The organism is Yoonia sp. SS1-5 (assembly GCF_038443705.2).
Taxonomy (GTDB): domain Bacteria; phylum Pseudomonadota; class Alphaproteobacteria; order Rhodobacterales; family Rhodobacteraceae; genus Yoonia; species Yoonia rhodophyticola.
The window spans coordinates 2,579,915-2,591,014 of the sequence record NZ_CP151767.2; the positions used below are offsets into that span (position 1 = coordinate 2,579,915).

11 protein-coding genes and 1 pseudogene are annotated in these 11,100 nt (G+C 57.9%); 6 read left to right on the top strand and 6 right to left on the bottom strand.

What is annotated here, in order from left to right:
- Nucleotides 1-9: 9 nt before the first annotated feature.
- Nucleotides 10-879, bottom strand: coding sequence for a branched-chain amino acid aminotransferase (locus tag AABB31_RS14195; RefSeq protein WP_342077516.1), 870 nt, complete (start codon nt 877-879; stop codon nt 10-12).
- 145 nt (nt 880-1,024) lie between these two features.
- Between AABB31_RS14195 and AABB31_RS14200 the strand changes: the two genes are divergently transcribed.
- From AABB31_RS14200 to AABB31_RS14210, 3 genes are all read left to right on the top strand, one after another.
- Nucleotides 1,025-1,531 (top strand): MarR family transcriptional regulator, encoded by a 507-nt coding sequence (locus tag AABB31_RS14200; protein ID WP_342077515.1) that lies wholly within the window; start codon nt 1,025-1,027, stop codon nt 1,529-1,531.
- Nucleotides 1,528-2,226: a response regulator gene (locus AABB31_RS14205; protein WP_342077514.1), complete on the top strand. Its 699-nt coding sequence runs from the start codon at nt 1,528-1,530 to the stop codon at nt 2,224-2,226. The genes AABB31_RS14200 and AABB31_RS14205 overlap by 4 nt, the downstream gene beginning before the upstream one ends.
- A gap of 134 nt (nt 2,227-2,360) precedes the next feature.
- Nucleotides 2,361-3,506, top strand: a complete 1,146-nt coding sequence (locus tag AABB31_RS14210) for a lytic murein transglycosylase (RefSeq protein WP_342077513.1) — start codon at nt 2,361-2,363, stop codon at nt 3,504-3,506.
- A gap of 206 nt (nt 3,507-3,712) precedes the next feature.
- On the opposite strand, the gene AABB31_RS14215 is transcribed toward AABB31_RS14210, so the two are convergent.
- On the bottom strand, nt 3,713-4,570 hold the full coding sequence (locus AABB31_RS14215) for a DMT family transporter (RefSeq protein WP_342077512.1): 858 nt from the start codon (nt 4,568-4,570) through the stop codon (nt 3,713-3,715).
- A 113-nt stretch (nt 4,571-4,683) separates the two neighbouring features.
- Between AABB31_RS14215 and pncB the strand changes: the two genes are divergently transcribed.
- Nucleotides 4,684-5,976: a nicotinate phosphoribosyltransferase gene (gene pncB, locus AABB31_RS14220; RefSeq protein WP_342077511.1), complete on the top strand. Its 1,293-nt coding sequence runs from the start codon at nt 4,684-4,686 to the stop codon at nt 5,974-5,976.
- 63 nt (nt 5,977-6,039) lie between these two features.
- Here pncB and AABB31_RS14225 read toward each other — a convergent pair whose 3' ends face one another.
- From AABB31_RS14225 to AABB31_RS14240, 4 genes and pseudogenes are all read right to left on the bottom strand, one after another.
- Nucleotides 6,040-6,324 (bottom strand): HEPN domain-containing protein, encoded by a 285-nt coding sequence (locus AABB31_RS14225; RefSeq protein ID WP_342077510.1) that lies wholly within the window; start codon nt 6,322-6,324, stop codon nt 6,040-6,042.
- A gap of 26 nt (nt 6,325-6,350) precedes the next feature.
- A pseudogene (locus AABB31_RS14230) lies at nt 6,351-6,593 on the bottom strand (transposase domain-containing protein); the annotation flags it as partial.
- A gap of 113 nt (nt 6,594-6,706) precedes the next feature.
- On the bottom strand, nt 6,707-7,258 hold the full coding sequence (locus tag AABB31_RS14235) for an ActR/PrrA/RegA family redox response regulator transcription factor (protein ID WP_373634899.1): 552 nt from the start codon (nt 7,256-7,258) through the stop codon (nt 6,707-6,709).
- Between the two features lie 60 nt (nt 7,259-7,318).
- A complete protein-coding gene (locus tag AABB31_RS14240; protein ID WP_342077509.1) occupies nt 7,319-7,918 on the bottom strand; it encodes an SCO family protein in 600 nt (199 codons plus the stop codon).
- 93 nt (nt 7,919-8,011) lie between these two features.
- Between AABB31_RS14240 and regB the strand changes: the two genes are divergently transcribed.
- Nucleotides 8,012-9,421: a sensor histidine kinase RegB gene (regB, locus tag AABB31_RS14245; protein WP_342077508.1), complete on the top strand. Its 1,410-nt coding sequence runs from the start codon at nt 8,012-8,014 to the stop codon at nt 9,419-9,421.
- Between the two features lie 66 nt (nt 9,422-9,487).
- Nucleotides 9,488-11,083, top strand: a complete 1,596-nt coding sequence (locus AABB31_RS14250) for a PAS-domain containing protein (protein ID WP_342077507.1) — start codon at nt 9,488-9,490, stop codon at nt 11,081-11,083.
- The last annotated feature ends 17 nt before the right edge of the window (nt 11,084-11,100 follow it).

Consider the following 11,100-nt stretch of genomic DNA (forward strand, 5'->3'; position numbering starts at 1 on the left):
TTTCTGACCCTAGCGACGCACGAGCTTTTCATAGTCTTCGGAAATTTCGCGGGTCAACGCACCAACCTCGAAATGATAGTCGCCAATCTGGCCCACTGGCGTCACCTCTGCGGCGGTGCCGGTCAGCCAGCATTGCTCGAACCCTTCAAGCTCTTCTGGTTTGATTGTGCGTTCGGTGACGGTGATACCTTTGTCCCGCAGCATACCGATGACGGTTTGCCGGGTGATCCCGTTCAGGAACGCAGATGCGTCGGGGGTGTGCACTTCGCCGTCTTTGACGAAAAAGATATTGGCCCCGGTCGCCTCTGCCACGTCGCCCTTGTAGTCGAACATCATCGCATCAGAGCAGCCTTTGGCTTCGGCTGCGTGTTTGGACATCGTGGCGATCATATAAAGCCCTGCCGCCTTCGCTTGTGAAGGGGCGGTTTCGGGGGACGGGCGTTTCCACTTGGCAATATCAAGCTTGGCGCCTTTCATCTTGGCGTCGCCATAGTAGTTGCCCCATTCCCAGACGGCCACGGCCATGTGAACCGGGTTTGCGGCTGCCGCAACACCCATGTCAGAGCCCGATCCGCGCCAGGCCACTGCGCGCACATAAGCGTCCTGCAGCCCGTTTGCCTGCAATGCTGCGGTTTTTGCGGCCTCAATTTCATCGACACTATAGGGGATGTCGAAATCAATCAGCTGGCCGGATCTGATCAACCTTTCGGAGTGCTCGCGCGATTTGAAGATCTTCCCGCTATAGCAGCGCTCGCCCTCGAACACCGAAGAGGCATAGTGCATCGCGTGGGTCAGAATATGGACATTCGCACTGCGCCAATCGACCAACTGGCCGTCCATCCAGATTTTCCCATCTCTGTCATCATATGCACCGGCCATTGTTGCCTCCGTCATGTTTGCATTTATTACGTACATAGGTCCGTTTCGGACATAATATTACGCATTTTCTGTGTTTCGCTAGCAGTTGATTCTTGGAATGTCAACAAAGCTGACGTATTGTTCAGGCAGAGTATGGGAGGACTGGATGCCAGAAGGATCACAGCCACATATGGGTCAAAGCCTGCTGTTCCTGACGGATGAACAGCTACGCAAGGGGATTGAGGCGATGTTTTTCGCCTATCGCGGCTTTACTGCCGATCCCGACCGGATATTGGGGCAAAAGGGGTATGGCCGGGCGCATCACCGGGCGATCCACTTTATCCATCGCAATTCTGGCACAACAGTAAACAACCTGCTTTCGATACTCGGTGTGACCAAGCAATCGCTTAATCGTGTCTTGCGTACCTTGATCGAGGACGGTTTGGTATCCAGCACGGTTGGGACCAAGGACAAACGCGAGCGGCATCTGCACTTGACCGAGGAAGGCGCTTTGTTGGAACGTGCTTTATCGGACGCGCAGCGGGACCGGATGCGAAGTGCTTACCGGGCTGCTGGCCCTGCCGCTGTTGCAGGGTTTCGACAGGTGCTCGAGGCGATGATGGATGATGAGACCCGCCATCACTATGAGGCGATGAAGGATAGACCTGAATGAATGACGATGCCCACCTGCTGATTGTTGATGATGATGAACGTATTCGTGGTCTTTTGCAGAAGTTTCTGATGCGGTCCGGGTTTCTGGTCAGCACCGCCCGCGATGCCGCCCATGCCAGACGGGTCCTGTCTGGCCTCGAATTTGATCTGATCGTGCTGGATGTGATGATGCCCGGCGAAGACGGCATGGCGCTGTGCCGCGACCTGCGCAAGACGATCACAACGCCGATCATGCTGTTGACCGCCAAAGGCGAAACCGATGATCGCATTACCGGGCTAGAGGCCGGCGCCGACGACTACCTTGCAAAACCCTTTGAACCCAAGGAACTGCTGTTGCGGATCAACGCGATCCTGCGCCGCGTTCCGACAGCGGAACCGGCTGTGGTATTGCCCAAGGTGCTGAACATGGGGCCGGTGCGATATGATATCGAGCGCGGCGAGATGTGGGAGGGCGAAAAACTGGTGCGCCTGACCGCCACGGAAAGCCAGTTGATGCGCATATTCTCCAGTGTCCCGGGCGAGGCTGTCACGCGGGCCCGTCTCGTCGAAGAGCTGAGCCGTTCTGGCGGACAGACCCAGGAACGCGCCGTCGACGTGCAGATCACCCGCTTGCGGCGCAAGATCGAGGTTGACCCGAAGCAGCCGCGCTATCTGCAAACTGTCCGTGGTGCCGGGTATATGCTCGCGCCAGAGTAATACCTGCGATGCCCGGCATTTGGCAGGGCTCGGCACACAGCTGGCTGCGCGTTACCAGACGGTTTCTATTGGGTTGCGCGTCGAACCCGGCCCCGTACTGCAGCGATCAACATGTCTATGAGGCACATAGGAATATGAGAACCACCAGACGTCGCTTCGGGATCGGCATTGCGGCCTTTGGCCTCGTCGCGTGCAATAGCGCTGCACCAATCGTCTCGCGCAATTCGGATGTTGCGGGGTTGCCTGCCGATCTTCGACCAGTTCCAAATGCGGGTTATGACGCCTGGGTCGCGGCATTCCGGGCACGGGCAACGGGCTTTGGCCTGTCAAATGAGACACTTGCATCCGGATTTCGCGGCACAGGATACATTCCGGGCGTCGTCACACGTGACCGCAATCAGACGGAATTCAAACGCAGCTTGGAAGACTATCTTTCCATAGCCGCCTCGGACGAACGGATTGCAAAGGGCAAGGCTGCTTTTGCGCGTCACAGGGCGACCCTGACCGCGCTTGAACAAACATATGGCGTGGATGCCGCGATTATTGCAGCCATTTGGGGTCTGGAGAGCTTTTATGGTGAGCGTCGTGGCAATATATCGGTCATATCGGCCACCTCGACGCTTGCTTATGACGGGCGCCGGGGCGCGTTTTTCGAAAGCCAGCTGGTCGCCGCGCTCAAAATCCTGCAACGGGGCGACATCACAGCGGCGCGCATGACCGGCAGTTGGGCCGGGGCCATGGGCCACACACAGTTCATTCCAACGTCGTATCAATCCTTCGCCGTCGATTTTACCGGCGATGGGCGCCGCGACATCTGGTCCGATGACCCAAGCGATGCACTGGCCTCGACCGCCGCCTATCTTGCGCGCAGTGGCTGGGTGCGTGGTGTCAGGTGGGGCAACGAAATTGGCGCAGGAACTTCGCCAGGCAGCGTTATTCAGCCTCAACCGGGCGGCCCGCGCTTTGCGGTCACGCGTAATTTTCGCGCGATCAAGCGATACAATAATTCAGATTCCTACGCGATCGGCGTGGGTCACTTGGCAGATCGCATCGGCGGGGCAGGTCCATTGCGGACCCAATTTCCGCCCGACGAAAACGGGCTGACCAAGGATGACCGCGTATTACTGCAAAGAAGGCTTACTGCTGCAGGCTTTGACACGGATGGTGCGGACGGCGTCATAGGTCCCAACAGCCGCAAAGCCATCAGCGCTTACCAAGCCAGCCGGGGCCTTTCCCCAACCGGTGAGCCATCGTTGGCGTTGCTGCGTAGTCTTGGGTAGCCGTGCACACGACCTGAACATAGCTGCATCTGGAAAACACAAAAAACCTTCGGGACCCAAAACGCCCTGAAAGGCAGTAAAGGGTTACCGTTGCGCGAGTAACGCCCTGTCGTCACCTTCGTCGCGCAGGTTCTGATGTCGACAACCTCCGGTATCTGACTGGGGCAGCTGATTTTCGCATCGTTCATCCACCAAGATCATCACACCTACCGCCCGCGGCCCGCGAACCAGACCGATGAGACGCCAGCAACCGCAATAATCGACAGACCCAACAGGCTTAAACCGTCCGGCCATTGTGAAAACACTAGCCAGCCGATCACCATCGCAGCCAGTAGTTGGCTATAAATCAAAGGCGCCACAACGCCCGCAGGTGTGGTCCGATTGACCAAGACCAACAAAAGATTGCCCGCCGCCGAACCCAACGCAGATATGGTGATCAACACGACGCCCGTTCCGGTCAGATCCGGCAGCGGACCAATCGCAAACGGGGCCAGCAATATGCCGCCAATCACCAATTGCGACAGCAACAGGAAACGCGGGCGATACCCACCGGCCAGCCAACGGGTGGCGACCAGATAACAGCCGTGAAAACATCCGGCCAGAATGGCCAGCCCCAACCCCGATGTCATCCCGAACCCAGGGCGCACAACCAATAGAACGCCACAGAAGCTGACCAATAGCAGCAACGTCCGCGCCACGGTGACCCGCTCGCCCAGCAATAGGGCCGACAGAAAGTATGATACAATGGGCCCCACAAAGAACCCGCCAAAGACGTTGGCCATCGGTTCTGTCCGCAGGGCAGTCAGAATGCAGACAATCCCGCCCACAATCAGGACTGCGCGCAGGGCCAGACGCCAATCAATCATCTTCGGGATCTCTGCGCGGGTCAGCCCGCAAAACGGCGCCAGAAGAACAGCGGCCAAGGCAAACCGTGACCAGGCCACGAAGACCGGGGGAAATCCGGCCGTGGTCAACACGGTTCCCGCCGCATCCCCGCCAACAATCAGAAACATGGCCAGAACAACCATCACAACGACTTGAATGGAACGGGTAGGACCAGACATGAGCGTACAAAGACTTGGCCCGCAAGAGAATGTCAATCAGGCCTCTGATCGGCGAAGGCTTGCACCCCGGCAAAACCCTTGCTCTAAACCCTCAAGCCAAGAGGGAAGTTCACATGGTCGATATCGCCACCCGTGTCTGGAACCACAAATGGAAGATCGACCCTATTGTGCGATCACTCATCGACACTGATTTCTACAAATTACTGATGTGCCAATCGGTATTTCGCAACCACCCGGACACGCAGGTCACCTTCTCACTGATCAACCGGACCAAGACGATCCGGCTGGCGGAACTTGTTGACGAAGGCGAATTGCGCGAGCAGCTGGATCATATCCGCTCCCTCCGACTGACACGGGGCGAGAGCACGTGGCTCCGCGGGAACACCTTTTATGGCAAACGGCAGATGTTCACCTCGGCTTTCATGACGTGGTTCGAAAACCTGCAACTACCGCCTTACCATCTTGAAAAGAAAGACGGTCAGTATGAGCTGACTTTCGAAGGGACCTGGCCCGAGGTCATGCTGTGGGAAATCCCGGCCCTTGCGGTGATCATGGAATTGCGCAGCCGGGCGGTCCTGAAGGATATGGGCAAGTTCGAGCTGCAGGTGCTTTATGCCCGCGCGATGACCAAACTCTGGGGTAAAATTGAACAATTACAGCCGATTGATGATCTGCGCGTGGCCGATTTCGGGACACGGCGGCGGCATTCCTACCTTTGGCAGGACTGGTGCGTACAGGCGATGATGGAGGGGCTGGGGGGCAACTTCACCGGCACGTCCAACTGCCGGATCGCCATGATGCGCGAAATCGAGGCGATCGGTACGAACGCCCACGAACTGCCCATGGTCTACGCAGCACTGGCCGACAGCGACCAAGCCTTGCGCCAATCCCCTTACGACGTGCTGGCCGACTGGCACGAGGAACATGACGGCAACCTGCGGATCATCCTGCCGGACACTTACGGCACCAAAGGGTTCCTGGAGGGGGCACCGGACTGGCTGGCAGGCTGGACCGGGATCAGAGTGGATAGCGGCGACCCGGCCACGGGTGCGGAAACCGCGATCAACTGGTGGAAATCACGGGGCGAGGACCCGCAGCAAAAGCTGGTGATCTTCTCGGACGGGCTGGACGTGGACAAGATCATCAGCCTGCAACAGCAATTCGCCGGCCGCTGCCGGGTGTCATTCGGCTGGGGGACAATGCTGACAAACGATTTCAAAGGACTGGTCGCCAACGACGCACTGGCCCCGTTTTCATTGGTCTGCAAAGCAATCGCGGCCAACGGAAGCCCCACCGTCAAACTCAGCGACAACCCCAACAAAGCCATGGGGCCAGCCGAAGAGATTGCGCGTTACAAACGGGTGTTTGGGGTCGGGGAGCAGGTGGAGATGGAGGTTGTGGTTTAGTGTCGGCCTGTGGAGCCTCAGCAGATAATAGATCAGCCTGATCCAAAAACACTCAATGGATGCTTAAATCGCGACAAATACAATGGTACGAAGAGCGCTTATTCCTTTTGGCTGTCGTCTCATGGCACGATCCATACATCTGATCAGTTCTTTTCCATGATCGTAAGCGCCCTTCAAATCTCCATAGGTTGCTGCGTTAGGCCAAACACCTTCGTGGACGAAGTTATGCCGCCAAGTAACAATATTTCCGTAGCTGCTACGGACGCTGCCTTCTTGCGCCGCCAAAGCTGCGGCTTCGGAGTCGTTAATCATCCCGGTGATCTGTTCGTCGCTAAATCTGCGTTTCATAGTCCATCCTCTGCTTGGACGGATTACTAACGCCTCGGTGGCCTGATTTCGGTGGGTGGGTCAAGGCGTGTGGTCTTCTGGTCGGCGATCTGTGCAAGGACCCACGTGAGCCGGGCATGGGGGTCGACGGCGTTGAGCTTGGCGGTTTTGATCAGGGTATAGGCGATGGCTGCCGCCTTTCCGCCGCCTTCGGAGCCAACAAAGAGGTAATTTCTCCGTCCGACAGCGACGCAACGGATTGATCTGAGGCGTCGATGCGCGTTGTTATTTGCCTCTCTTCCGCTGCAAATCACCAGCGTCCGTGGGTGGCCCCGGACCCGAAACAACTCTTTCGTCAATCACCGCAAGCGGCGCACCAACTTCACGTTGCCGTCCGGTCCGCCTAACGTGGGCTGCGTTTCGCCAATATCCGCTGCAAGGTCCGCCGGTGCATCGACAACCGTCGCGCAGTCTCGGAGACGTTTCTGTCGCAAAGCTCATAGACCCGCTGGATATGTTCCCAGCGTACCCGGTCTGCGCTCATCGGGTTCTCGGGGGGTGGGGGCAGTGTGTCTGTCCGGGCGAGCAATGCGTTGGTCACGTCGGTGGCATCTGCTGGTTTGGCCAGATAGTCCGTCGCCCCGATCTTGACCGCAGCCACCGCCGTCGCAATCGCCCCGTATCCCGTCAGCACAACGATCCGGCTTTCCGGCCGCCGGGCCCGCAAGGTCTCTACCACGTCCAGCCCATTGCCGTCTTCCAGCCGCAGGTCCACAACTGCATAGGCCGGTGGCCGCCCGGTCGCGATGGCTTGTCCCGCCGCGACGGACCCTGCCGTTTCCACGGCAAACCCCCGCTTTTCCATCGCTTTGGCAAGCCTGCGCAAAAAGGCCTCGTCATCATCAACCAGGAGAAGGCTGTTATCCTCGCCCAGGTCAAGAGCAGTGCTGTCCATGATCCATCCTTCGGTCATCTTCGACCTTGAAGTAGATCAGCGTCTTACCGGGTCAACAGGTCATGCGTTCCGGATAAAACAGGCCGCCTTGGTTGCGACATCCTCGGGGCTGTCGGATTGTGAGAAGAAATCCACGAACCCCGCATCCGGCATCACCAGGTAGGTAAAGGTCGAATGCGCCACCAGATAATAATCAGGATCGTCGTCGGCCTTTTGGTAATAGGTCCGGTATGCGGCTGATGCTGCCGCAACCTGTTCATCAGACCCGGTCAGGCCAATCATCTTGGGATGGAAGTTTTCGGTGTATTCGGCCATCACCTCGACAGTGTCGCGCGCCGGGTCGACGGTGATGAAGACGGGCGTCACGCTTAACCCTTGTTCCGCCAGCAGATCCGTGGCCGCCGCGTTGCGCGCCGCATCAAGTGGGCAGAAGTCCGGGCAGAACGTATAGCCAAAGTAGATCAGCGCTGGTTCCTGGATCACATCGGCCTCGGTCACCGTTTCCCCGGTCTCGCTGATCAGCTCGAAGGGGCCGCCAATGGCCCCGCCCGCAACCGCCGCACTGTCACAGTCATGGGCGCCCCGTTGGCTGACCACGTATGTGGCGCCCAAAAGGGCAACAACCGCAACACCGGCGCCGATCGCAATTGTCCTGGCCATGATCCCGTTCTCCTGTCGTTGTTTGGTCGCATTGATCCTCTATGACCTGCAACGTATCAATGGTCTAGCTTGTCGCACGGGTTCCTCGATCACATGTCCGTTTCTGAATTCGATATGTTCCAAGACCGCCAGCGCAGCAACTGGGTGCGACAGCGCACGCTTGTCACATTGCGGTGGTTTGCAGCGGCGGGTCAGTTGGTTGCCATCATCGTGGCCGTGCGCATCTATGGCCTGCAGATAGAGGTCGGCTATGCTGCAATGACCATCGGCGCATCAGTCGTCGCGAATTTGATGTCCAGCTTTGTCTATCCCGAGAACAAGCGCCTGTCCGAGCGCGAAGCCTCTCTTTGGCTGGTGTTTGATATCGTCCAGTTAAGCGTGTTGCTGTTCTTGACCGGCGGGCTGAATAATCCGTTTGCGATGCTGGTTCTGGCGCCAGTCACGATTGCCGCAACGGTTCTGCATTTGCGCAGCACCATATATCTGGGCCTGACGGCGATTGTTCTGATCACGCTGATCAGCCGGTTCAGCCTGCCAATTGCCGCGGCGGACGGAACGGCGCTTGCGCTGCCGGGGCTGTTTCAATTCGGGTTTTGGGTCGCTCTGCTGATCGGGGTGGTCTTTCTGGCTATATATGCCCGGCAGGTCACAACCGAGATGCACACAATGGGTGATGCCCTGCTGGCCACACAGCTTGCGCTGGCCCGCGAGCAGAAACTGACCGATCTGGGGGGCGTCGTGGCTGCTGCCGCTCATGAACTGGGGACACCGCTGGCAACCATCAAGCTTGTCAGCAGCGAATTGATCGAAGAACTGGAAAACAATCCCGAGCTGATCGAGGATGCCGCGCTGATCCGTGAACAGGCGGACCGGTGCCGCGATATCCTGCATTCAATGGGCCGGGCGGGTAAAGATGACCTGCATCTGCGCCATGCCCCGCTTGAAACAGTCGTTCGGGAGGCGGCAGAGCCACATATGGAACGCGGCAAGACCGTGTCATTCAATGTCGGCCCAGAGGGCGAGGGCCAATTGGCGCAACCCAGCATCGCCCGGCGTCCGGAGATCATTCATGGCTTGCGCAACCTGATCCAGAACGCTGTCGACTTTTCCAAAAGCCGCGTTCTGATTGATATCACCTGGTCAGAAGAAAATATCGCCGTGCGGATTTCTGATGACGGCTCGGGCTTTCCGCAATCGGTCATTGGCCGGATCGGCGACCCCTATGTCGGACGTCGGCGCCTAAGCGAAGATCGCATGAGCAGGCCAGCTTACGAGGGGATGGGCCTGGGATTATTCATCGCAAAAACCCTTTTGGAACGGTCCGGGGCCCAACTGAAATTTGCCAATAGTCGCCGCCATGGCCACGCCAGCTGGACGGGGCAGGCCACAGGCGGTGCGGTGGTCAATGTTCGTTGGACCCGCGCATCTCTCGCCCAGATAGAGGCCGCCAAAACCGGCCCGTTGGGTGAAAATATGCCGAATGATCCGTGGCTTAGGGACTGATGGGCGCTTAACTGCACATTAACCTTCGTGCCGGATGCTCGGCGGGGGATTATTGGATGTGCAACGATGATGGCAAGCTGGGTCGATTTCGCGTTGATTATGTGTGCTGCGACCTTTGGGGCCGGGGCAATTGTTTGTGCGGCCAGATGGATAGATCACCGCAAAGACACACAGGCGGCCAGGTCAGTCGACTCTGTGGCCGGGCCGGTGTTGCTTTTCGAGGGTGAAACCCTACTGGACGCCACACAAGATGCGCTGGGCATGATATCCGCCCATCTTGACCACATGACAGAGTATGACGCAGCGATACACACCTTATCGGCGCATTTTCCGGATTTGCCCGATGCCTTGTCTGACACCGAAAACCCGGTGCAGCGGCTTGGCAATGGCAGAGATGGCAATTTGTGGTTGGATATCGAACGCATGGGAACCCGTTTGCGGCTGTCGGTCGGCGGTGAGGAACAGGCCATCGGTTTTGGCGCGCGCGACCTGATCGAACGCGATACCCGCATGGCCGAACTGGCGACCTTACGCCATCTGACGCAGCACACACCCCAGTTGATCTGGCAGGATGATCTGACGGGCAAGCTTTTATGGGCAAACCAGTCTTACCTGACTTTCTGCGATAAATTGCGCGCCACCGAACAAAGCGAACAACCGGTTTGGCCCAAGCAATCAGTGTTCCCCGATCTGCACGAGGCGAGCTTTTCCGCCGTGCCCTCGACCCGGCGTCTTTCCGTGCCGTTGGCCGACCAAAAGGCCGAACAGTGGTTCGATATCACCAGTGTCAGACGCGACGATACAGTCGTTCATTTTGCCAATGATGCAAATGCAATTGTGCGCGCTGACCAAGAGCGTCGGAACTTTGTCCAAACGCTGACCAAGACCTTTGCACAACTGTCGATTGGCTTGGCCATTTTTGACAAACGACGCCAGCTTGCCATGTTCAATCCTGCCTTGCTCGACATGACCAACTTGCCATTTGAATTCCTAAGCGGTCGCCCAACCGTCGATGCGGTTCTGGACCGTTTGCGGGAATCGCGCATGTTGCCCGAACCAAAGGATTATGCCAGTTGGCGGGATCAATTCGTAGCACTCGAACAAGCCGCCAAAGACGGCAGCTATTCCGAAGTGTGGAACCTGCCCGAGGGCCAGACCTACCGGGTGACGGGCCGGCCTCATCCTGATGGCGCCATCGCGTTCCTGTTTGAGGACATCAGCGCCGAAATCTCGCTAACCCGTCGATTCCGCGCTGATATTGAAACCGGGCAAGCCGTTATCGACAAGCTGCCCGAGGCGATTGCCGTATTCTCCAGCGCTGGCACGCTGGTGATGGCAAACGAAGCGTATTGTGACCTTTGGGGACCGGTTGAACAGGATCAGGTCCAGCCACAACAGCTGCAAAACGCGATTCAACTTTGGCAGGAACGTTGCGCGCCAACGCCGATGTGGGCCGATCTGCGGTCATTTATTCACCTGTTGGGAACACGCAAACCATGGTCTGCGCGCACATTGTTCGAAGACGGGCGACCACTCAAATGCCAGGCCGATCCCATCGTTGGCGGGCGCACAATGGTACGTTTCAGCTTTGCACCGGCCGTCAGCCCGGTTGCACGCAAGGTGAAACACGCAGACCCGGCCCTTCTGGCTTATAAGCGCTGATTTCTGTTGCAGGTGAT

What these genes read in the sequence shown, in the direction of transcription:
- pncB (WP_342077511.1), top strand. Translation starts at nt 4,684, where the DNA reads ATGGTCGATATCGCCACCCGTGTCTGGAACCACAAATGGAAGATCGAC.
- AABB31_RS14250 (WP_342077507.1), top strand. Translation starts at nt 9,488, where the DNA reads ATGATGGCAAGCTGGGTCGATTTCGCGTTGATTATGTGTGCTGCGACC.
- AABB31_RS14210 (WP_342077513.1), top strand. Translation starts at nt 2,361, where the DNA reads ATGAGAACCACCAGACGTCGCTTCGGGATCGGCATTGCGGCCTTTGGC.
- AABB31_RS14200 (WP_342077515.1), top strand. Translation starts at nt 1,025, where the DNA reads ATGCCAGAAGGATCACAGCCACATATGGGTCAAAGCCTGCTGTTCCTG.
- AABB31_RS14215 (WP_342077512.1), bottom strand. Translation starts at nt 4,570, where the DNA reads ATGTCTGGTCCTACCCGTTCCATTCAAGTCGTTGTGATGGTTGTTCTG.
- AABB31_RS14235 (WP_373634899.1), bottom strand. Translation starts at nt 7,258, where the DNA reads ATGGACAGCACTGCTCTTGACCTGGGCGAGGATAACAGCCTTCTCCTG.
- regB (WP_342077508.1), top strand. Translation starts at nt 8,012, where the DNA reads ATGTCCGTTTCTGAATTCGATATGTTCCAAGACCGCCAGCGCAGCAAC.
- AABB31_RS14240 (WP_342077509.1), bottom strand. Translation starts at nt 7,918, where the DNA reads ATGGCCAGGACAATTGCGATCGGCGCCGGTGTTGCGGTTGTTGCCCTT.
- AABB31_RS14195 (WP_342077516.1), bottom strand. Translation starts at nt 879, where the DNA reads ATGGCCGGTGCATATGATGACAGAGATGGGAAAATCTGGATGGACGGC.
- AABB31_RS14205 (WP_342077514.1), top strand. Translation starts at nt 1,528, where the DNA reads ATGAATGACGATGCCCACCTGCTGATTGTTGATGATGATGAACGTATT.
- AABB31_RS14225 (WP_342077510.1), bottom strand. Translation starts at nt 6,324, where the DNA reads ATGAAACGCAGATTTAGCGACGAACAGATCACCGGGATGATTAACGAC.